Here is a 19,078-nt window from a genome sequence, read left to right as displayed (position 1 = left end):
CTGCGCGTGGACGCGGGTGTCCACGCTCTGCGAGGTCAGCGTGCAGATGTCCGGCGTCACCTCGCTGCGCTCGGACACCTCGGCGATCAGCGGGGGCGGCGTCAGCGGTGGCGGAGGGACAGGAGCAGGGGTTCCAGGGAGGTGACCACCTGTTCGGCTCCGGCCTCCCGCAGCAGCTTCGCCTTCCGTTCGTTACGCGCGTAGCCGAGGAACGGCACGCGGGCCTCGCGTGCGGCGGCCAGGTCGGAGGGGGAGTCGCCGATCATCAAGGCGGCCGAGGGTGCCGTGCCCATCGCGCTGAGGGCCCGGTTGAGGCAGTACGGGTCGGGCTTGAGGAGGTGCAGGTCCGTGGTGCGGCCGTAGATGTGGGGGGTGAAGCAGGAGGTGAGGCCGCGGGTGTCGAGGTAGGCGCGGACCACCCGGGGGGAGTTGTTGGTGGTGATGGCCAGGCGGGAGCCGACGGCCGTCCAGGTGCGGATCAGCGGGTCGGCCCAGGCGGTGGGCAGCGCGGAGGCGGCGGCCCGCAGTTCCTCCTTGGTGAGACGTTCCTCCAGCTCGACGACGAGGTCGCTGCCGGGGTGCCGGCGGTCCACGGCACGCAGCACCACGTGCGGGTCCACCGCTTCGCGCTCGGTGTCGTCGAGCAGTCCGGGCAGCCCGCGTCCGGCCAGCCACTCCACCAGCCCCGCCGCCACCCGTTCCGCCGTGTGCCGGGCGAACAGCCGGCAGATGGGCCCGTCGAAGTCCCAGAGGACCACCCGGGCGCGGCGCAGCGGTTCCCGTAGCTGTGCGGCCGTACCGGTCGTCGTGTCAGTCGTCGTCTCTGAGGTCACTAGGAGAGTGTCAGGTCCGTGGTGATGGTTTCCCAGAGGGCGTCGAACCACATCTGGGACTGCTCCACGAACGCGGCGTCGCGCCGCCCGGCCCGCTTCTCGAAGGAGAACAGCAGGGACTCGGAGCCGAGGGTGTCGTACATCTCGAGCGTTCCGCTGTCCGTCGGTTCCTCGCGGCGCGCGACCATGTAGTACGCGAACAGCGCCTCCGCGCCGTTGAGCAGGTACAGCTTCGCCGGCGGGGTGAACGGCAGCGCCCGGAACGTGACGTGCACGTCGATGTCGTGGGTGGAGCGCAGGGCCTGGAGGTTGTACTGGAGCACCTGCCCCTGGGCGTTGCGCATCGCCAGCCAGCGCTGGTGCACGGCGTCGTCGTCGCCGTGGGCGTCCACGGAGACCGGGAAGGCCAGGTTGATGTCCCGGGACGGCAGCAGGATCCGTACGTCGATCCGCTCGGGGCGGATCCGGCCCTCGTGGATGAGGCGGAGCGGCTCTCCGAGGGCGGGGATCAGGGACTGCGCGGTCAGGCAGGCCGCGTCGACACGCACGTGCGCCGCGGAGAACGCCTCGGTCAGCCGGGGTGCGAGGCCCACCATCGTCGGCTGGGGCTCGTCGTGCGCGGGGGAGGCCGGCTCGGCGATCCGCGGCGGGCTGCCCTTGCTGACGCCGCTGAGCAGTCCGTCCTGTGCGAGTGCCCGCAGGGCCTGGCGTACGGCACCGCGCTCCACCCCGAACTCCTCGGCCAGCTCGGCCTGGGTGGGCAGGCGCTCCCCCGGCCTCAGGGCACCGCTGCGGATGCGACCGCGCAGGGTGTCGGCGATCTCCTGGGGGCTGAGCCTTCTGCTGCCGTTCACTGCCACGTTCTCCTGGGTCACGACCAAACGCTACAACCCTCGTCCATCTACCGTGAGTTGTTCGAAAGTTGTTTGTAAGCGATGGCCAAGTGGGGACAACTTAAACATAGTTGGTTGCCAACTTGGTCAAGTTGGCAGACCGAAGGGGGAACGTCCGTGCCCGTCCTCGCGCTCCTCTCCGCCCTCGTCGTCGTCGGCTTCGAGCAGCTCGTCCAGTGGCGCTTCGGCGCCGTCGGCATCGTCGGTCTGCTGCTGCTCACCGTCGGCGTCAAGGCCAAGAACCCCACGGTCAGCTCCGCCGGCGCGATCCTGCTGGCGGTACTGCTCGCCGGGCCCGCGCTATAGCGTCAGCACCAGCTCCGAACTGATCGTCTCCCACAGCGCGTCGAACCACAGGCGCGACTGCTCCACGAACACCTCGTCCCGGTGCCCGGCCCGTTGTTCGAAGGCGAACAGCATGGACCGGGTGCCGTCCGCGTCGTACAGCTGGACGTGCTCGTGCTCGATCTCCCGCTCCCGGCGGCCCAGCGTGTAGTACGCGAACAGCGCCTCGGCCCCGTTGAGCAGGTACAGCTTCACCGGCGGGGTGAACGGCAGCGCCCGGAAGGAGACCCGGACGTGGATGCCGTGGGTGGTGCGCAGGGCCAGCAGGTTCTGCCGCAGCACCTGGCCCTGGGCGTTGCGCTGGGCCAGCCAGCGCCGGTGCAGCAGCCCCCCGTCGTCGGCGTCCACCGGCGCCGGGAAGGCGAGGTCGATGTTCCGGCTGGGCAGCAGCACCCGGACCTCGATCTTGGCCGGTTCCAGCTGTCCCGCGTGGATCTGCCGGAGCGGCTCGCCCATCGCCAGTGTGAGCGAGACGGAGGTGAGGCAGAGCGCGTCCACCCGCACGTGCGGGGCGGCGAAGGCGGCCGCGATGCGCGGCGCCAGGCCCACCATGGTGGGCTGCGGCGGTGCCGCGGGCCCGGCGGCCGGACTGGGGCGTCCCGGCTCCGCCGCCACGGTGGCGGGGCTGCCCTTGGAGACGCCGGTGAGCAGGCGCTCGGACTGCAGGATGCGCAAGGCCTGGCGGACGGCCGCGCGTTCGACCCCGAACTCGTCTGCCAGCTTGGCCTGCGTGGGCATGCGCTGTCCCGGCCGCAGCTCGCCGGACCTGATCCGGCTGCGCAGTTCGTCGGCGATCTCACGGTGGGACGAGCGGTGCCGCTGGGGCCTCGTCCGCCCACTGGCGGAGACGTGCTCGGGGTCCACAGTCGAACCGTACAACTTCCCGCCAACTTAGGGCAGTTCGCCGACAGCTGGTTATGAGACGCTTCCCGGCGGAGATAAGTACAGTGAAGTTGGCAGCCAACTTGCCTGACATGGTCGAGCTTTCCAGTGGTTGGCCGACCGGGTTCCCTTCCGGAGGGGAGCCGGGAGCCCGGGCTGGGGGCGGCCACCGGAGCGCACAGACACAACTGAACATCCGGTACAGCCACAACTGAACACCGACACCGCACAGCCACAACTGAACAGCTCGCTACGGATGAACAGTCGGCCTCCCGACGGGAGAAGGGAGCCTCAGAAGAGGTCCGGGCACCACGGGCGCCCGGGCGAGCGGAACAGGGCGTCGGCCTTCCGGGCGGCGCCCTCTCGTTCTTCCCGGACCCGGCCGAGCGCGGCCAGCCGCAGCGCGGACTCGTCCCCGAGCCACAGCCGGGCCAGCTCGCCCACCTCCAGCGTCAGATCGGCGTCCGCGGCACCGGCCGGGGTGCAGGACGCGCCCTCGGGCGAGGCCACCAGCCGGAACCGGCCCCCGGTGAGACCGCCCTCGTCGACGACCTGGAGCACCAGCGTCCCTTCCCCGTCGTACGTCCGCGCCTCCAGGGCCCGTACGACGTCCAGGATCCGCACCCACAGCCAGTCGGCCTGCTCGGTGACCCGGGCCGCGCGCGGGTCGGGCAGCAGATGGGGCAGCAGGTCGGACGGGCCGCGCCAGCCGGACTTGACCTTCGTGATCCAGTCGATGGAGCACAGGTACCACCACAGGGCGCGCTCGGCGGCCGGGGTGGTGCCGATCAGCCAGTTGACGTCGGCGGTGTTCTGCGGCTGCTTGCCCTGCCAGTTGTCGTCGGCCTCGTACGACACCAGGCCCTCGACCTCGCCGCCGGCCGACCGGTACACGGCGTAGAACGGCTCGGTCCAGTCGCCCAGGCGGAGGGCTCCGGTGTTGGCCTGCCACCAGTGCTCGCCCCGGCTGACCGCGCCCGGCTGCGCGCGACGGAGCCGCTCGTGCAGCTCGGGACCGAACTTGCGCACGTCCTCGGGGTCCACCAGGTCGATCCGGCCGCCGTCGCCGGGGCCGGACCAGCGCGGGTCCAGGCCGGCCCGGGGCACGTCGATCGTCCACTCGGTGGTCGAGGTCGCCGGGCCGAAGCCGTACCGCCCGTAGATCGGGTACTCGGCCGCGATCAGCGTGGCCACCACGTCGCCGCGTTCCTTCGCCGCCGCGAGGTCCTGGCCCATCATCCGGGTCAGCAGGCCCCGGCGCCGGTGCGTCGGGCTCACGGTGACGTTGGAGATCGCGTTCGCGGGCACGGCGGTGCCGCCGACCGCGGTCAGCTCCTGGTCGAAGGAGCGCAGAGTGGCCACGCACCGGCCACCGTCGAAGGCGCCCAGCCGTCGGCCGGGCAGCCGGCGCCGGGCCTCGATCTGCTCCGGCTGGGTGACCGGCGGTCTCAGGAACCCGGTGTTGAGGGCGCGCTGCCAGTCCTCGAACTCGTCATGGGTGGGGATCCGGACGTCGGTCATGAGGCCCACGGTAGGCGGACGGACCCTGCGTGTCGTCCAATTTTCCGGGCCCCCGGCCGCCGCTCACAGCAGCAGGTCGTCCACCTGGGCCTCGCCCTCCCGGTACCGGCGCGCGATCTCCCCGCTGCAGTCGTCGGCCGTGCGCTGCAGCCGCTGGCGGCATCGGGAGACCTGCTGTTCGTAGCGGACCAGCCGGCCCATGGCGGCGGTCAGTTCGGGGTCCGTGCGCGCCTTCAGGTCGGACAGTTCGACCTCGGCGAGCATCTCGGCGGCCAGTTGACCGTACTCCTCGTTGTGCGGGGTGCCGAGGGTGACGTGGCGGGCCGAGGAACGCTGCCGGGCCGGGGCGTCCTTGAGGATCTCCGGGAGCCGGTCGACCACCGAGCCGTCCGCCGGGGCCGGCACCGACGCCCGGCCGCGCCGTCCCAGCTCCGCGCGCAGGATGTCGATCCGGCCCTGCAGCAGCCGCCGCACATAGCTGAGGTCCGCCTCGTCGCGCTGGGCGTCACGGCGCAGGACACGCAGTTCGGGCAGGCTCAGCCGGGCCAGGTCGGGCTCGGGAGGCTCGACGGGCAGCGCGGGGTCGGCCGTGCCGTCGGCGCGCTGCGCGGGCGGCCGGCACGTCTGCGGCGTCCCCAGCCGCCCGCTGGTACTCGGTGTGCTCATCTGCTTCTGACCGTCCCCTCGACCGGCGTGTGGGAGCATCGTGCCACCCCAACCGGCCGCTATGTGACCGAGTGCCCCCGAACAGCCCCAGATGGGCGTTAAGAGATCCATAATGGACCCCCCGCGGCGGCGCGCCGGGCACCCGGCATGATGGTCCGCATGCGTGCGGTGGTGCAGAGGGTGGACGGCGCGAGCGTCGTCGTGGACGGCGAGACGGTCGGCGCGATCGAGGGCGAGGGGCTGTGCGTCCTCGTCGGGGTGACCCACGAGGACACCAAGGAGAAGGCGGCCCAGCTGGCCCGCAAGCTGTGGTCGATCCGGATGCTGCACGACGAGAAGTCGTGCAGCGACATCGCCGCCCCGCTCCTCGTGATCAGCCAGTTCACGCTGTACGGCGACGCGCGCAAGGGCCGCAGGCCGACCTGGAATGCGGCGGCACCGGGTGCGGTGGCGGAGCCGCTGGTCGATGAGGTGGTGGCTCAGCTGAGGGGCCTGGGGGCGACGGTCGCGACGGGCCGCTTCGGCGCACAGATGCGGGTGTCCCTGACGAACGACGGCCCGTTCACGGTGCTGCTGGAGATCTAGGGCGCGCCGGCACCCCGTGAGGGACACGGGGAACCCCGCCGGACGGGGGAACCGCGCCGGACGGGGGAATCGCGCGGGCGGCCATGACGGACCCGCGGCCGCCGCAGGCCCGCCGCCCGCCCCCGTCCTTCCACGGCGCTACGGCTCCACGGCTACGGCTCCACGACCACTTCCTGAGCGGCGGCCGTCTCCCCGGCCACCAGGCGAGCGTCGGTGGGTACGTTCCGCTTGACCAGCGCGAGGGCGACCGGGCCCAGCTCGTGGTGGCGTACGGACGTCGTCACGAAGCCGATCCTGCGGCCCTCCGGGCCCTCGTCCGCGAGGCGGACGTCCGTGCCGGCCGCCGGCAGGTGGACCTCGCTGCCGTCCAGGTGCAGGAAGACCAGCCGACGGGGCGGCTTGCCCAGGTTCTGCACCCGGGCCACGGTCTCCTGGCCCCGGTAGCAGCCCTTCTGCAGGTGCACCGCCGTGCCGATCCAGCCCAGCTCGTGCGGGATGGTCCGGTGGTCGGTCTCGAAGCCGAGCCGCGGCCGGTGGTGCTCGACCCGCAGCGCCTCGTGGGCGAGGAGCCCGACGGCGGGCCCGTGCCCGGCGGCGAACTCCTCCAACCCGGCGCGCGGCAGGAACAGATCGCGCCCGTACGCCGTCTCGCGGACGACGACGCCCTCGGGCACGGCGGCGATCGAACCGGCCGGCAGGTGCACCACGGCGGTGTCGCCGGTGCGGTCGGCGACCTCCACCCGGTAGAAGAACTTCATCGACTCCAGGTACGCGATCAGCGCGTCCTGCGTGCCGGGCTCCACGTGTGCCCAGACGGTCGTACCGTCGTCCACCAGGTACAGCGCGTGCTCGATGTGCCCGTGCGCGGAGAGGATCAGGGCCTCGGTGGCCTCGCCGGCGGGCAGGTCGCTGACGTGCTGGGTGAGCAGCAGGTGCAGCCAGCTCAGCCGGTCCTCGCCGGTGACGGTGACGACACCGCGGTGCGAGAGGTCGACGAAACCGGTGCCGTCGGCGAGTGCGCGCTGCTCGCGGAACAGGTCGCCGTAGTGGGCGGCGACACCTTCGTCCACGCCCTCGCCGGGGACGGCGCCGGGCAGGGACAGCAGTGGGCTCTTCATACGGCAAGCCTACGACGTGGTAGTTGAACCCTTCAGCGAACAGTCCCGGCAGCGGCCGAAGATCGCGAAGTGCTTCATGTCGGTGTCGAACCCGAACTGCTGCCGCAGCTTCGCCGTGAAGTCGGCCGCCACCTCCACGTCCGCCTCGATGACGTTCTGGCAGTCCCGGCACACCAGGTGCAGATGGTGGTGGCGGTCGGCGAGGTGGTAGGTCGGTGCACCGTGGCCGAGGTGGGCATGACTGACCAGGCCCAGCTCCTCCAGCAGTTCCAGCGTCCGGTAGACGGTGGAAATGTTGACCCCCGACGCCGTCTTCCTCACTTCCACGAGGATGTCGTCGGGGGTCGCGTGCTCAAGGGTGTCCACGGCTTCGAGGACAAGCTGCCGCTGCGGCGTCAGCCGGTAGCCGCGCTGCCTGAGGTCGCTCTTCCAGTCGGTGCTCACCACACCGACGAGTCTAGAACTACTTGAAGAAGGCGATGCCGTCGTCCGGCATGTCGTCCGGCAGGGCCTTGGCCCAGCGCTCGACGTCCTCCGGGGTGACGACCTTCTTCAGCTGGGCCGACATGTAGGGCCGCAGCGGGACCTCGGCGGTCTGCTTCTCGCCGACCCACATCAGGTCGCTCTTCACGTACCCGTACAGCCGCTTGCCGCCGCTGTACGGGGGCGAGGCGGGCGTGCGGGCGACGGCGTCCGTGACCAGGTCGATCTGCGGCTTCTTGTCGGCCATCTGGCCGTACCAGATCTCGATGACACCGTCGTCGCGGGTCATCGTGGCCTCGACCTTGCGCTCGGCGTCGATCCGCCAGAAGCCGGACTCCGTCTCCAGCGGGCGGACCTTGTTGCCGTCCTGGTCCAGCACCCACGTGTGGGAGTGGTACTCCAGGAAGTCCCGGCCGTCGTGGCTGAAGGTGACCTCCTGCCCGAAGTTGCACTTCTCCGAGCCGGGGAAGTCGTGCACGCCGGCGCCGGCCCACTTGCCGAGCAGAAAGGCGAGCGGGACGAGGTCCTTGTGCAGGTCGGACGGGATCTCGATCATTGCGGAACTTCCTAGGTGTGGATCAGCGCTGGCCCTGGTACAGCTTCTTCACGGTCAGACCGGCGAAGGCGAGGACGCCGACGCAGACCAGGACCAGCAGGATTTCGAAGAAGGTCTCCACGAGTGCTCCTTGAGCGAGGGTCGGGGTCCCCCCGCTCGAAGAGCTAGGGGGCGGACGACAGAGCCGGAGCCCAGCTTACGCGGCCCGGGCCCGGCCCTCCTGACGAGGTCGGCTCAGCTGAGCAGCTCGGTCTGCAGGGTGACGGTCTGCCGGAACGGCACGGCGTTCACCCCGCCCTTGCGGGACAGGGTGATCACCGCGACGGTGTCCCCGGCCGCGAAGTACGCCTGGCGGATCTGCCCGGCGCCGTACGGCTTGGTCTCCGCGTACGGGACGAGGGTGACGTCCTCGGCCCGGGCCTTGACCGGAAACGTCTCGTCCAGCTCGTAGTAGTCGGCACCGCGCACCGGGTACCTGGGGGCGGAGGCGTTGATGAGGTTGTTGTCGAGCACCTCGTCGGCGACGGCGGCGGTACCGAACTGGAGCAGCTGGATCCGGGTGCGGGTGCCGTCGGCGGTGGTCCAGCCGCGGGCCGCGATGTGCCGCAGACCGTAGTCGGTGAGTTTCTGGCCCAGCTCGCGGCGGTCGTCCGCGTCCGTGTACTGGGCGAGGAAGTCCTTCGTGGCGAGCCAGCCGTCGGTGCCGCGCATCGCCGGGTCCGCCGTGGCGCCCTCGGGGGCGGGCAGCAGCAGGGCCCGCAGGTCCGCGTAGTGCGCCCCGGCCCCGTTCCCGGCCGCGAGCGGCCCCGGGCTGCCGGCCGGCACCGGCGGCCTGACCAGCTCGGGGTAGTCCCAGCGCCCGTCGGACGCGGTGGCGAGACCGGGCAGGTCGGTCCGGTCCATCTCGGTGATCCCGTACGCCGTCCCCGCTCCGACGACGGCGAAGACGGCCACGGCGGCCGTCCACCGCAGGACGGTCCGCAACGCCCTGCGGTCCTTCTCCGTGACGGGGACGGCCGCGGCGACGGTGTCCGCGGCGGGGACGGCCGCGGCGACGGTGTCCGGGACGGGGACGGCCGCGGCGGCGACGGCGGGGGCGGGGACGGCCGTAGTCGCGGCGTCCGGGGCGGGCGGGGGGCCCGCGGGCCGCGGCGGGAGCGCGGGCGCCGCCGGCTCCGGGACCGGCCGCTCTGCCTGTGTCTGCTCGGTCATACGGCCTTCCCCGGGTCCTTGATGCGGTCGAGCTGGGCGGCGACCATCTGCGCCACGCCCTTCTTGTCCAGCGGCTTGGCCGCGGTGGCGGTGGCGCTGACCAGGACGTCCCCGACGTACCCGGAGCACACCATCATGTCGAGCTTCTCGCCCGAGTCGGTCGGCGGCAGGAAGCAGGCCGTGTTCTCGTGCCCCTCGACGGCCGGGCCCTTGCGGAAGATCTTCATGGCCTCGGCGAACTCGTGCTGGTAGGCCGTCATGGAGCGCACGGACCGCTGGTCCATCCGCGTCAGCACGATCTCCAGGGCGAACACCTCGCCGGAGGCCGCCTCGTCCTCGGTGAACTGCGCGGAACTGAGATAGCTGCGCATCGCCATGCCCTTGACCGGGTTCCGGTCGAGCCGGCGCTCCAGCAGCCGCCGCTGGGAGCGGGGCAGATCCGCCATCGACCGCCGGCGCAGAGCCGTGGCCTGCCGGCCGGACAGCTCGGCGTCGGAGCCGAACTCGTCCAGGTCCGGGCCGCGCCCGTATTCGTCCCCGTAGGGCAGCAGCATGGCGCTCAGCCCGTCTCCGCCCTTGGCCGGCTTGCCCGCCGAGGGCTTCGCCAGCCGCCAGGTGGCGGCGCCCGGGTCGCGGTCGGCGCCGTGCACGGTGACCGCGGTCCAGCCGGCGCCCGCGCCGACGGCGAGCAGCAGCGCCACACCGCCGGCCACGAGGGCGGGACGGCGGCGCGATCGGCGGGGACGGGCCTGGGCTTCCGGGTGCTCGGTTCTCTCGGTCGTCACAGCCGCTCCATCTGCCGCTTCGCCAGGTCCAGGATCGTCTTCTTGCGGATCGGCCCGGTGTCGGTCACCCATATCTCCATGGCCACGTCCCCGCGCCACGCGTACGCCTCCGCCGTGTACATGGTCATGCCGTAGGCGGTCTCGGGCGTGCGGTGCACGTACGCCGTGCCATCGCCCGTCCCGGGGATCGCCCAGCTGTCGGTGTCGCCGTCGTCCGCGGCGTAGAAGTAGCCGTCCTCGGCCACGTGCCGGGCGCCGAGCACCTCCTCCTGCCGGTACTGGAGCAGCTGGATCCCGACCGTGCGGGTGCCGCCCTCGCGCCAGCCGACGGCGGCGGAGCGGCGGAACTCGGAACCGAGCTGCCAGGCGTAACCGCCTGCCGGGTCGTTGTAGCCCTCCGCCACCCGGGCCAGGCTTATCCAGCCGTCCTCGCCGGACCGGGTCGGTGCCTCGCGCGCGTCACTCGGCTTCTTCAGCAGGAGCCTGCGCAGGTCGCCGTCGAACTTGACCTTGCGGTCCTGTGCGGCGGACAGGTGCTCCGGTGCCCCGCCCCCGGCCTGGGCGAGCCGCGGCTGAGAGAGCGGGGGCAGCGCGGTGGGCTCACGGCCGGCCTGCACGAGGTAGCCGGCGCAGGTACCGGAGAGCAGGCCGAGCACGGCGGCACCGGCCAGGAGCAGGGGCGTACGGCGCCGCCGCACCGGCCTGGACGTCTCGTGCCCGGGCGAGGCCGTCTCGTGCCCGGGCGAGGCCGTCTCGTGCCCGGGCGAGGCCGTCTCCGACCCGGGCTCGGCCGTCTCCGACTCGGGCTCGGCCGTGTCCGACCCGGGCCCCGACGCCTCCTGCTCCGGCCCCGACGCCTCCTGCTCCGGCCCGGCCGTCTCCGACGCCGGCTCGGCCGTCTCCGGCTCCGGCCCGGTTCTCTCGGACGCTTCCAAGGGTCTCCCTCCAGGAGAAGAGGAACCGCGGCTTCCTCATCCGCGCTTCCACAGAAGACTCATGGCATGTGCATGGAGTTGTAGGCAAGCGGATTACGATTCGGTCATGGCGAAGAAGCTCGTGATCAAGGTGACGGCCGGGGCGGACGCCCCCGAGCGCTGCTCGCAGGCGTTCACGGTGGCGGCGGTGGCCGTGGCCAGCGGGGTGGAGGTCTCCCTCTGGCTCACCGGGGAGTCGTCCTGGTTCGCGCTGCCGGGACGGGCGGCCGAGTTCGAACTGCCCCATGCGGCCCCTCTGCCGGACCTCCTCGAGTCGGTCCTCGCCGCGGGCCGGATCACGCTGTGCACCCAGTGCGCGGCCCGCCGCGAGATCACCGAGAAGGACGTCATCGAGGGCGTGCGGATCGCCGGCGCGCAGGTCTTCGTGCAGGAGGCCCTGGCGGACGGCACCCAGGCGCTCGTCTACTGAGCCACCGGCCGCCCCGCCCCCGCCACCGGCCACCCCCGCCACCGGCCGGCCGCCCCCGCCGTCTCCCGGCCCTACGGCCGGGGGCGCTTCTTGCCGTCCAGTTCGTCCCACCACTCGTCCGACTGCGGGTCCCCGGAGGGGTCGTCCCACCAGCGGTCGTCCGGGCCCCGGCGATTGGCGATCATCGCCGCGACCGGCGGGATGACCATGGCCACGACGCACATGCCGACGGCCGCCGGCACGGACCACAGGCGCACCACTCCCCAGGCCAGGACGAAGAGGCCGATGCAGACCCCCATCATGGCGAAGTAGACGTGCCGTCGCCGGGCGTACATACGTCAAGGGTAGGACGGGCGCGCCCTGTCACAACTGATCCACAATCCACCGCCGCCCGGCGCGGGCAGAGTTACCGTGGCGTAGACGCACCGCATTCCGAACACCGCCACAGACCCGGGGGAACCACCACATGCGCGCCCTGCGAATACTCCTGATCGTCGTCGTGATCCTGGGCGCGCTCTTCGTGATCGTGGACCGGGTCGCCGTGCACTTCGCGGAGGGCGAGGCCGCGGACAAGCTGAAGGCCACGGAGAACCTGGCCGCCACCCCGGACGTGGACATCAAGGGCTTCCCCTTCCTCACCCAGGTCGCGGGCGGCTCCCTGGACGACGTCGAGGTCGGCATCGAGGACTACCAGGCGGCCACCGGCAAGCCCGGCCAGACCATCCGGGTCGACCACCTGAAGGCCGACATGAAGGGCGTCGAGTTTTCCGGCGATTACAGCTCCGCCACCGCGGCCACCGCGACCGGCACCGCGACGGTCTCCTACGCCGAGCTGCTGAAGACCGCCAAGTCCGAGCCGACCGAGGTGGCCCCGGGGATCACCGCCCGGGTCGTCGGCCTCTCCGACGGCGGCAACGGCAAGATCAAGGTGAAGGTGGAGGGCACCGTCTCCTCCCTCGGGATCAAGCAGACGGTGTCCGTGCTCAGTTCGGTGGCCGTGGTGAACGACAAGGTGGAGGTGCACGCGGACTCGCTGCCCAAGCTGGGTGCCACCGCCATCGCCGAGAACCGCATCCGGGAGATCACCGACTTCCAGCAGGCCATCGACCAGCTGCCCGGCGGCATCAAGCTGGACAAGGTGCAGGCCGCCCCGGACGGCGTGGAGATCTCCGTGAAGGGTTCGGACGTCAAGCTGGCCGGATAGCGAGGGTCGCCGGCCCGCCGTTGGACACCGGACGTCCGACAGGCGAGACGATGGAGTCCGTAGTGGAGACTCGCTGACCTGCACAAGCGCCCGGAGGCCGTACGGCGGCCACCCGGGCGCTTGTCGTATCCCGGTATGCGGACGATCGCATCTCGCCATATGACACGCCGGTGACACGCTCGCCCGGACGTCCCTACGATCGGCACCATGAAGCGACAGGCGGATCTCACGAAGCGGCGGGCAGTGGACCTGTGCCGCGTTGCCGCCATGCTCTGTCGCCCCTTCTGAGCGAAAGTCCCCGACTTCCGCGTCTCACCCCCGCCCTGCTGGAAGGGCACCCGTGCGCCCTCGGCTGTCGAGCGCGCACCCCTCTCTACTCGCACGCCCCGCCGCGACTGCCCCGGAGGAAAGAGCATGAGCCGCAGCGACGTCCTGGTCGACGCCGACTGGCTCCAGGAGCACCTGGACGACCCGACCATCGCGATCGTCGAGGTGGACGAGGACACGTCCGCCTACGAGAAGAACCACATCAAGAACGCGATCCGCATCGACTGGACCAAGGACCTGCAGGACCCGGTCCGCCGTGACTTCATCGACCAGGAGGGCTTCGAGAAGCTCCTGTCGAAGAAGGGCATCGCCAACGACACGCTGGTGATCCTCTACGGCGGCAACAACAACTGGTTCGCGTCGTACGCCTACTGGTACTTCAAGCTGTACGGCCACGAGAACGTCAAGCTCCTCGACGGCGGCCGCAAGAAGTGGGAGCTGGACGCCCGCGAGCTGGTCGACGGCACCGAGGTGCCCGAGCGCGCCACGACCGACTACAAGGCCAAGGCGCAGGACACCTCCATCCGCGCCTTCCGCGACGACGTCGTCGCCGCGATCGGCGCGCAGAACCTGGTCGACGTCCGCTCGCCCGACGAGTTCTCCGGCAAGCTGCTCGCCCCGGCCCACCTGCCGCAGGAGCAGTCGCAGCGCCCGGGTCACGTCCCGACCGCCCGCAACATCCCGTGGTCGAAGAACGCCAACGACGACGGCACGTTCAAGTCGGACGAGGAGCTGAAGGCCCTCTACGCCGAGGAGAGCGTCGACCTCGCCAAGGACACGATCGCCTACTGCCGCATCGGTGAGCGCTCGGCCCTGACCTGGTTCGTGCTGCACGAGCTGCTCGGCGTGGAGAACGTCAAGAACTACGACGGCTCCTGGACCGAGTACGGCTCCCTCGTCGGCGTGCCGATCGAGCTCGGCGCCAACAAGTAAGCCCTCAGGTACCCATCCCGACCGGCCTTCCGGTCAGACCCCTCTGGAGAAACAGCATGTGCGGAGCGAAGGCCGGCGGCCCGGACGCCTCGACGATCAAGCCCGGTGAGACCACGATCCAGGGCCAGGTGACCCGCGACGGCGAGCCGGTGACGGGCTACGTCCGTCTCCTCGACTCGACCGGTGAGTTCACGGCGGAGGTCCCCACCTCCGCGACCGGCCAGTTCCGCTTCTACGCGGCCGAGGGCACGTGGACCGTCCGGGCCCTGGTGCCCGGGGCCACGGCCGACCGCACGGTCGTCGCCCAGCAGGGCGGTCTGGCCGAGGTCGCCATCGCGGTCTGACACCCCGAGTGGTCCGAGCCGGCGAGTGGGCCGGGCGGACCCGACGGGCCGAGTGGGCCGAGTGGGCTCAGTGACGAGCTGAAGGGCCGTATCCCCTGGGTTGGACGCCATCGGGGATGCGGCCCTTCAGCTGTCCCCGGTGCCGGCCGCCCACTCCGCTCGGCGGTACCGGCCGGCGGTGCCGGTAGGCAATGCCGATCGCCCGCGCCGCTCGGCGGTGCCGGTCAGCAACGCGTCCGAATGGCCGCCACGACGACCGCCGCCAGCAGCGCGGCGACACACAGGGCGGCGAGTACACCGCTGACGGCGACACCGCCTGCGCCTCGCCACCCGGAGGAACGACGCCCGGAGGAACGACGCCCGGACGGACGGGCGGGACGATCGGTGGGCGCCGGGCGAGGGACGGGCACGGAGGCGTCGTCGCTCCCGCCTCGTACTCCGTGCCGGAACGGCGGAAGCGCGTAGGCCGGCCAGGGAGTCGTCGGCCACCGTGGCGCATCACGCTCTGCCGCCGGCCCCCGTGGCACATCGCGCTCCGCCTGCCTCCGCCTGCACTCCTCGTACGGCAGACCGTCGATGGCCGTCATGCGCGGTGCTCCTTCCGCTGATGCTGCCGCAGCAGCACGTTCGCATCGGTCTCGGCGCTGCGGTCGTACGCCACCCGCGCGGCCTCCCGCCGCTCCCCCAGTTCCAGGCAGGCGGCGCATCCGGGCACCGGACGCGGCGGCCGGCCGACGTCGTCCAGGGGCGGGGGCGACGACGGCAGCGCTCGGGCACGGTGATTGACGGCCCGTACGGTCGCACCGATCCGCTCCCGGTCCGTCGCCGGACGCACCGCGTCCGGGTCGGCCTCCCACTCCACTCCCCCACCGACGGGCCGGAGCATCACATAGGGCCCGGCCCGGTCCCGGTACTCACCGACCTTGCCGGTGGCGGGGTCGTAGAGAAGGCGTCCGGGCTCATAGGACTCCGACGTCGTCGCCATCGTGGGCCAGCTCCTTTCCAAGAACACCTGAACACAGTGCGAACGTGGCACTACGCTGCGTGTTCGTACGCTTACGAGCATGGCGCACGGAAAGAGCGTTTGGGCTGGTGAGGGGCCCAAATTCAACGCTAGGCCTGCCAAATTCAACAAATTCAACAAATTCAACAGGGAGCGGAATGCCACAGCGGTTGGTGATCACGGGACGGAGTCAGGAGCCGAGGGCGCGGTTCACCGAGGAGTTACGGCGTCTCAGGAGCGAACGCGGACTGAGCCTGCGGGACCTGGCGAAGGAAGTCGGCTGGGACTCATCGCAGTTCAGCAAGCTGGAGAGCGGGCAGACACTGGGCGGGCCCGAGGTCGTACAGGCACTGGATCAGTTCTACGGAACGCCGGGGTTGCTGGTGACGCTGTGGGAGCTGGCGGTGGCGGACCCCACGCAGTTCAAGGAACAGTACCGGCGATACATGGTGCTGGAAGCCGAGGCGACCAGCCTGTGGCAGTACTCCGTGAGCAGGCCGCCAGGGCTTCTTCAGACCGCCGGGTATGCGCGCGAGGCGCTCGCTGCAGGCGGCCTCAAGGGTGAAGAGCTGGACCAGCAGGTCGAAGCACGCACCGGACGGCGGAAGGTACTGGAGGGGGATGACCCACCACCGTTCCGTGTCCTCCTGTCCGAAGCGGTTCTACGGAACTCGCTGCGCGATCACCGGGAGTGGTGGGGGCAACTGGAACGCTTGGCGGAAGCTGCGGCGCAGCCGAACATCACTGTGCACGTCCTGCCGTTCGGCTCGGGGTTGCACGGCCTGGACAGCACCGACGTCATGTTCCTCAGGCTGCTGGATGGCCGTACCGTGGCTTACGCGGAGAACGACGTACACGGTGAACTGATCGACGAACCAAGCAAGGTTGAGCGTTTCCACCGCACATATGATGCGGTGCGCGACCTGGCCCTTCCCCCGGCCGAGTCGCAGAAGTTCATCCTGCGGATGTTGGAGGAAGTCCCGTGCGAGCCATCGGCTTGAGCACCGCGAAGTGGCGCAAGAGCAGCTACAGCAATTCGGACGGCGGCAACTGCGTCGAAGTCGCCGACAACATCCCCGCCCTCGTCCCCGTCCGCGACAGCAAGGCCCCCACCCGCGGAGCCCTCGTCTTCCGCGCCGACGCCTGGGCGGCCTTCGTGACCGGGGTCAAGGGCGAGGGCCCGCTCGGTTAAGCGCGGTACGCCCTCAGCAGCAGCGTGTCGGCTGTGCGCGGCCCGTCGGTGGTGGCGTTCAGCACGTCCACGGTGATCCGCGTGAACCCGGCCTCATCGAGCAGCTTCGTCCACACATGTTCCTGGAGCACCCAACGGTTCATCGTGGCTGCCTGACCATCCGGTGTCTTTGTGGGAATGCGAGCGGCGACTGCGTCCGGCTCGGCAGGCATGCCGTTGAGATAGTGGGCAAGGGTGGAGAACACCAGCCGCCCTCCGGGCCGCAGTGCGGCCGCCGCCGCCGGCAACAGGGTGCGCGGGTCGGTGAAGTCCACCGCGCCGAAGACGCTGTAGAGGACGTCGTACGTCGCGGCCATCGCTCGAAGGTGGGTAACGGCATCGGACGCGACGATGCGCAGGCGCGGCGCGAGGTGGCCGTACAAGTCGGTGGCCATCGCGTACTGAGCGGGCGATCCGTCGACGGCAACGACCTGGGCAGGCTGGTGACGGGTGGCCAGATACGCCGCGTGCCGGGCCGCCCCGGCTCCGAGATCCCCCACGCACCGGCCGGACAACTCGCCCAGCAGCTCCGCCCCAGGGCCGCTGTCCTGGGTCCAGATCCAGTAGAACGCCTCGGGAACAGCGCGGTCCGTGGCGGCGCGGCTGCGGCCATAGTGGTACCAGAGGTCTCGGATCGCGGTCACCCGCACATCCTGGCGGGCACGACCCGGCGGCGGTGCCGCATTAGGGAGATCTCATCCGACCGTGTGCGGAGGCCCGACCGAGCGGCTCGTGCCCCCGCACAGGAGCGTATTGACCGGTCAGTGCGAGTCGTTGCCAGGATGGCAGGGCCCGCACGATGCCGCGTCCGCCCACAGCGGCAGGTCGACCTCCCAGCCGTCGGCCGCGACGACGTGCGCCGTTTTCATCACAGAGCCGTCGTTCTTGAAGTCGACCTCAGGCACGTGGTGCAGGAACTTGCCTTGGTTGTAGCGTTGGCACAGCTCGGCGTACGTCACTGTGTCCAGGATGATCGTGTGGACACCGATGTCGACGAGCGTGCTGGGCGCCAGCCCCAGCTTCTCCCCCCGGTGTTTCATCGCGGTCAGCAGGTAGGCGTATCCCTGGCCGAGCACGCGGGCCGCCATGAGCGAGTCGTACGGGTAGTCCCGCATGAGCAGTCGGACCTGCTTGTCCCACAGGTCGGCCGGTACGACCTCCCGCACGGAGCGGACGGGGCCGGTTGCCGGCTCCGTGGCAGGCAGAGGTGGAACGGCGGTAGGTGCCATGGTGCCTCCGATGGACGGTGCCCCGCGGTTCGGGGCGATGCACCCACCACACCGCCCCGGCCGACCGATCAGTGGTCAACTTGCTCTGCGCGAAGAGTGTTTGCACGTTGTGCAAGCGGTCTCGACGCGGTCCGCCCGATCCACATACCGTTGAGGTTCCCTGTTGTGCGGTGTGGGAGGGACATGGTGCCCGTTGACCCGCTCTGGAACAGCAAGCAGGCGCTTGAGTTAGCCGCCCAGCGGCGTCCCGGCGCCCTCATCCGCCTCGGACGCCGGCACCACTCCTGGACACTGGCCGCGCTCGGGGACCGCCTCGGCTGCTCACCTGCCACCGTCTCACGGATGGAGCGGCGCATCCGCATCGTCGACCTGGCCCTGGTGCACCGCGCCGCCCTGGAAGTCGGCATGCCGCGACACATCCTTGTGACTTCCCTGGCGCCACCGGCCCCGTCGGCCCCGATGGCCACTAGAGTGACGGCCAGTCCGTGTGACGCCGAGGAGGACCCCATGCGCCGCCGTACGCTGCTCACCGCCACGGTGGCCGCCGGACCGGTCGCTTTGCTGGCGGGCCTGGACGAGGCCCTTGCCTACACCCCCGTCCCGGCCGGCGCCGGCCCGTTGGACGGCCGCTTGGCCGCTGCCCGCACTCTCTACGATCGGGGCGCTCACGGTCGGCTCCTCGCCGAACTTCCCGGGCTCATCGCGGACGCGCACTCCGCCGCCCGCGCCCACCACACCCTCGGCCAGGCCCGGCTCTCCACCGTGTACAGCCTCGCCTCCTCGGTTTTGATCAAGCTCGGTTCCTACGACCGCGCACGGCTCACCGCCGACCGCGCGCGCACCTGGGCCGAGGTGTCCGGCTCTCCGCTCGTCGCCGCGGCGGCAACCCGAGAGCTGGCCATCGTCCTGCGTCACCAGGATCGGAACGACGCCGCCCAACGCCTCATGTCCGCGGCCACGACGGACCTCGAAGCCACCGGTCTGCGCACTGACGCCGTGACTGCCGCCTACGCCCAGTTGCTCTGCACCCTCGCCTACACCGCCGCCCGAGGCGGCCGGCGCGCCGAGGCCCTGGCCATGACCGAAGAAGCCCGCCGCGCCGCCCGTCAGCTACCGCACGCCGCGCCGCCCGGCCGCCTGTTCGCCGTCACCCCGGCCACCGTCGACCTTTACGCGGTCGGCGTGCACTGGGCACTCGGCGACGCAGGCGCCGCTCTGGAGGCAGGCAAGAACCTTCGGCCGGAGCAGTTCCCGACAGCCGAGCGCAGAGCCCGTATGAGTACCGACATGGCGCGCGCCTGGTGGGCCTGGCAGCGGCCCGAGCAGACCGCGCAAGCCCTGCTGGTCGCTTACCGTTCCAGCCCCGGCGAAGTCCGCGACCGGCCTGCGATCCGCGGCATCGTCGACGAACTGGCCGAACGGCACCCGCGCGTGAGCGGCGTACGCGAGCTGCGTGCCGCCGTGACTCGGGCCGGTGCGGCCCCGCGATGAGTGCCGGCCCGGACGTCGTTGGGCTTTCCGCTG

25 protein-coding genes are annotated in these 19,078 nt (G+C 71.1%); 10 read left to right on the top strand and 15 right to left on the bottom strand.

Translation table 11 applies throughout. The features are described 5' to 3' along the window. Positions 1–101 precede the first annotated feature (101 nt). Together JK359_RS07265 and JK359_RS07260 are read right to left on the bottom strand one after the other, a co-directional pair. On the bottom strand, positions 102–833 hold the full coding sequence (locus tag JK359_RS07265; RefSeq protein ID WP_372445361.1) for an HAD family hydrolase: 732 nt from the start codon (positions 831–833) through the stop codon (positions 102–104). Continuing rightward, complete coding sequence (locus JK359_RS07260; protein WP_201832992.1) at positions 833–1,714, bottom strand: winged helix-turn-helix domain-containing protein; 882 nt, start codon at positions 1,712–1,714, stop codon at positions 833–835. Before JK359_RS07260 ends, JK359_RS07265 begins: the two co-directional genes overlap by 1 nt. Before the next feature lie 129 nt (positions 1,715–1,843). Between JK359_RS07260 and JK359_RS07255 the strand changes: the two genes are divergently transcribed. After that, complete coding sequence (locus tag JK359_RS07255) at positions 1,844–2,032, top strand: hypothetical protein (RefSeq protein WP_201832990.1); 189 nt, start codon at positions 1,844–1,846, stop codon at positions 2,030–2,032. On the opposite strand, the gene JK359_RS07250 is transcribed toward JK359_RS07255, so the two are convergent. The 3 genes from JK359_RS07250 to JK359_RS07240 all read right to left on the bottom strand — a co-directional run bounded on the left by JK359_RS07250 (position 2,027) and on the right by JK359_RS07240 (position 5,140). Beyond that, positions 2,027–2,935: a winged helix-turn-helix domain-containing protein gene (locus tag JK359_RS07250; protein WP_307788001.1), complete on the bottom strand. Its 909-nt coding sequence runs from the start codon at positions 2,933–2,935 to the stop codon at positions 2,027–2,029. The two genes, JK359_RS07255 and JK359_RS07250, sit on opposite strands and share 6 nt — an antisense overlap. 309 nt (positions 2,936–3,244) lie before the next feature. After that, positions 3,245–4,474 carry a GNAT family N-acetyltransferase gene (locus JK359_RS07245; protein WP_201832987.1) on the bottom strand — a complete coding sequence of 410 codons (1,230 nt, stop codon included), beginning with the start codon at positions 4,472–4,474 and terminating at the stop codon, positions 3,245–3,247. A 63-nt stretch (positions 4,475–4,537) separates the two neighbouring features. Further along, the gene (locus JK359_RS07240) at positions 4,538–5,140 is read right to left on the bottom strand and encodes an RsiG family protein (RefSeq protein ID WP_201832984.1); all 603 of its coding nucleotides are present in this window, start codon (positions 5,138–5,140) and stop codon (positions 4,538–4,540) included. A gap of 159 nt (positions 5,141–5,299) precedes the next feature. Here JK359_RS07240 and dtd point away from each other — a divergent pair, with 159 nt between their 5' ends. After that, entirely contained in the window at positions 5,300–5,725 is a 426-nt protein-coding gene (dtd, locus tag JK359_RS07235) for a D-aminoacyl-tRNA deacylase (RefSeq protein ID WP_201832983.1), read from the top strand. Positions 5,726–5,877: 152 nt separating this feature from the next. Here dtd and ygfZ read toward each other — a convergent pair whose 3' ends face one another. The 6 genes from ygfZ to JK359_RS07205 form a co-directional block, all read right to left on the bottom strand. Further along, complete coding sequence (ygfZ, locus tag JK359_RS07230) at positions 5,878–6,843, bottom strand: CAF17-like 4Fe-4S cluster assembly/insertion protein YgfZ (RefSeq protein WP_201832981.1); 966 nt, start codon at positions 6,841–6,843, stop codon at positions 5,878–5,880. Positions 6,844–6,852: 9 nt separating this feature from the next. Beyond that, positions 6,853–7,290: a Fur family transcriptional regulator gene (locus tag JK359_RS07225; protein WP_201832979.1), complete on the bottom strand. Its 438-nt coding sequence runs from the start codon at positions 7,288–7,290 to the stop codon at positions 6,853–6,855. Positions 7,291–7,306: 16 nt separating this feature from the next. Then, complete coding sequence (locus tag JK359_RS07220) at positions 7,307–7,882, bottom strand: heme-binding beta-barrel domain-containing protein (protein ID WP_201832977.1); 576 nt, start codon at positions 7,880–7,882, stop codon at positions 7,307–7,309. A 234-nt stretch (positions 7,883–8,116) separates the two neighbouring features. Beyond that, positions 8,117–9,094, bottom strand: a complete 978-nt coding sequence (locus tag JK359_RS07215; RefSeq protein WP_201832975.1) for a hypothetical protein — start codon at positions 9,092–9,094, stop codon at positions 8,117–8,119. Continuing rightward, on the bottom strand, positions 9,091–9,879 hold the full coding sequence (locus JK359_RS07210) for a hypothetical protein (RefSeq protein ID WP_201832973.1): 789 nt from the start codon (positions 9,877–9,879) through the stop codon (positions 9,091–9,093). Before JK359_RS07210 ends, JK359_RS07215 begins: the two co-directional genes overlap by 4 nt. Then, positions 9,876–10,814, bottom strand: coding sequence for a hypothetical protein (locus JK359_RS07205; RefSeq protein WP_236677454.1), 939 nt, complete (start codon positions 10,812–10,814; stop codon positions 9,876–9,878). The genes JK359_RS07210 and JK359_RS07205 overlap by 4 nt, the downstream gene beginning before the upstream one ends. Before the next feature lie 106 nt (positions 10,815–10,920). On the opposite strand from JK359_RS07205, the gene JK359_RS07200 reads away from it, so the two are divergent. Continuing rightward, positions 10,921–11,283, top strand: coding sequence for a DsrE family protein (locus tag JK359_RS07200; RefSeq protein ID WP_201832971.1), 363 nt, complete (start codon positions 10,921–10,923; stop codon positions 11,281–11,283). A gap of 71 nt (positions 11,284–11,354) precedes the next feature. Here the strand turns inward: JK359_RS07200 and JK359_RS07195 are convergent, their stop codons facing one another. Continuing rightward, complete coding sequence (locus JK359_RS07195; protein ID WP_201832963.1) at positions 11,355–11,618, bottom strand: DUF3099 domain-containing protein; 264 nt, start codon at positions 11,616–11,618, stop codon at positions 11,355–11,357. A gap of 131 nt (positions 11,619–11,749) precedes the next feature. On the opposite strand from JK359_RS07195, the gene JK359_RS07190 reads away from it, so the two are divergent. From JK359_RS07190 to JK359_RS07180, 4 genes are all read left to right on the top strand, one after another. After that, positions 11,750–12,487, top strand: coding sequence for an LmeA family phospholipid-binding protein (locus JK359_RS07190; RefSeq protein WP_201832961.1), 738 nt, complete (start codon positions 11,750–11,752; stop codon positions 12,485–12,487). A gap of 207 nt (positions 12,488–12,694) precedes the next feature. Continuing rightward, positions 12,695–12,775 (top strand): Ms5788A family Cys-rich leader peptide, encoded by an 81-nt coding sequence (locus JK359_RS40340; protein ID WP_350751515.1) that lies wholly within the window; start codon positions 12,695–12,697, stop codon positions 12,773–12,775. A gap of 126 nt (positions 12,776–12,901) precedes the next feature. Further along, positions 12,902–13,747 carry a sulfurtransferase gene (locus tag JK359_RS07185; protein ID WP_201832959.1) on the top strand — a complete coding sequence of 282 codons (846 nt, stop codon included), beginning with the start codon at positions 12,902–12,904 and terminating at the stop codon, positions 13,745–13,747. A gap of 56 nt (positions 13,748–13,803) precedes the next feature. Then, the gene (locus JK359_RS07180) at positions 13,804–14,091 is read left to right on the top strand and encodes a DUF1416 domain-containing protein (protein WP_010351646.1); all 288 of its coding nucleotides are present in this window, start codon (positions 13,804–13,806) and stop codon (positions 14,089–14,091) included. Between the two features lie 583 nt (positions 14,092–14,674). On the opposite strand, the gene JK359_RS07175 is transcribed toward JK359_RS07180, so the two are convergent. Further along, positions 14,675–15,076 (bottom strand): hypothetical protein, encoded by a 402-nt coding sequence (locus JK359_RS07175; protein ID WP_201832957.1) that lies wholly within the window; start codon positions 15,074–15,076, stop codon positions 14,675–14,677. 176 nt (positions 15,077–15,252) lie between these two features. Here JK359_RS07175 and JK359_RS07170 point away from each other — a divergent pair, with 176 nt between their 5' ends. Both JK359_RS07170 and JK359_RS07165 read left to right on the top strand, forming a co-directional pair. Continuing rightward, a complete protein-coding gene (locus JK359_RS07170) occupies positions 15,253–16,095 on the top strand; it encodes a helix-turn-helix domain-containing protein (RefSeq protein WP_201832954.1) in 843 nt (280 codons plus the stop codon). Next, positions 16,077–16,286 (top strand): DUF397 domain-containing protein, encoded by a 210-nt coding sequence (locus tag JK359_RS07165; RefSeq protein ID WP_201832952.1) that lies wholly within the window; start codon positions 16,077–16,079, stop codon positions 16,284–16,286. Before JK359_RS07170 ends, JK359_RS07165 begins: the two co-directional genes overlap by 19 nt. Here the strand turns inward: JK359_RS07165 and JK359_RS07160 are convergent. Together JK359_RS07160 and JK359_RS07155 are read right to left on the bottom strand one after the other, a co-directional pair. Next, positions 16,283–16,969, bottom strand: a complete 687-nt coding sequence (locus tag JK359_RS07160) for a class I SAM-dependent methyltransferase (protein WP_201832950.1) — start codon at positions 16,967–16,969, stop codon at positions 16,283–16,285. The genes JK359_RS07165 and JK359_RS07160 overlap by 4 nt on opposite strands. A gap of 117 nt (positions 16,970–17,086) precedes the next feature. Then, entirely contained in the window at positions 17,087–17,491 is a 405-nt protein-coding gene (locus tag JK359_RS07155) for a glycine-rich domain-containing protein (RefSeq protein ID WP_372445360.1), read from the bottom strand. A gap of 246 nt (positions 17,492–17,737) precedes the next feature. On the opposite strand from JK359_RS07155, the gene JK359_RS07150 reads away from it, so the two are divergent. Next, complete coding sequence (locus JK359_RS07150) at positions 17,738–19,045, top strand: helix-turn-helix domain-containing protein (RefSeq protein WP_201832946.1); 1,308 nt, start codon at positions 17,738–17,740, stop codon at positions 19,043–19,045. Positions 19,046–19,078: the final 33 nt, after the last annotated feature.

The organism is Streptomyces actinomycinicus, assembly GCF_016741775.1.
In the GTDB taxonomy this organism is placed as follows: Bacteria; Actinomycetota; Actinomycetes; order Streptomycetales; family Streptomycetaceae; genus Streptomyces; species Streptomyces actinomycinicus.
The sequence above is the reverse complement of the archived record's forward strand: the minus strand, read 5'-3'. Positions and strand labels throughout refer to the sequence as shown.

Bases quoted from the DNA above. Each gene is read 5' to 3' on its own strand.
- JK359_RS40340 (WP_350751515.1), top strand. From the start codon at position 12,695: ATGAAGCGACAGGCGGATCTCACGAAGCGGCGGGCAGTGGACCTGTGC.
- JK359_RS07150 (WP_201832946.1), top strand. From the start codon at position 17,738: ATGGTGCCCGTTGACCCGCTCTGGAACAGCAAGCAGGCGCTTGAGTTA.
- dtd (WP_201832983.1), top strand. From the start codon at position 5,300: ATGCGTGCGGTGGTGCAGAGGGTGGACGGCGCGAGCGTCGTCGTGGAC.
- JK359_RS07185 (WP_201832959.1), top strand. From the start codon at position 12,902: ATGAGCCGCAGCGACGTCCTGGTCGACGCCGACTGGCTCCAGGAGCAC.
- ygfZ (WP_201832981.1), bottom strand. From the start codon at position 6,843: ATGAAGAGCCCACTGCTGTCCCTGCCCGGCGCCGTCCCCGGCGAGGGC.
- JK359_RS07240 (WP_201832984.1), bottom strand. From the start codon at position 5,140: ATGAGCACACCGAGTACCAGCGGGCGGCTGGGGACGCCGCAGACGTGC.
- JK359_RS07220 (WP_201832977.1), bottom strand. From the start codon at position 7,882: ATGATCGAGATCCCGTCCGACCTGCACAAGGACCTCGTCCCGCTCGCC.
- JK359_RS07195 (WP_201832963.1), bottom strand. From the start codon at position 11,618: ATGTACGCCCGGCGACGGCACGTCTACTTCGCCATGATGGGGGTCTGC.
- JK359_RS07245 (WP_201832987.1), bottom strand. From the start codon at position 4,474: ATGACCGACGTCCGGATCCCCACCCATGACGAGTTCGAGGACTGGCAG.
- JK359_RS07200 (WP_201832971.1), top strand. From the start codon at position 10,921: ATGGCGAAGAAGCTCGTGATCAAGGTGACGGCCGGGGCGGACGCCCCC.
- JK359_RS07170 (WP_201832954.1), top strand. From the start codon at position 15,253: ATGCCACAGCGGTTGGTGATCACGGGACGGAGTCAGGAGCCGAGGGCG.
- JK359_RS07215 (WP_201832975.1), bottom strand. From the start codon at position 9,094: ATGACCGAGCAGACACAGGCAGAGCGGCCGGTCCCGGAGCCGGCGGCG.
- JK359_RS07190 (WP_201832961.1), top strand. From the start codon at position 11,750: ATGCGCGCCCTGCGAATACTCCTGATCGTCGTCGTGATCCTGGGCGCG.
- JK359_RS07180 (WP_010351646.1), top strand. From the start codon at position 13,804: ATGTGCGGAGCGAAGGCCGGCGGCCCGGACGCCTCGACGATCAAGCCC.
- JK359_RS07175 (WP_201832957.1), bottom strand. From the start codon at position 15,076: ATGGCGACGACGTCGGAGTCCTATGAGCCCGGACGCCTTCTCTACGAC.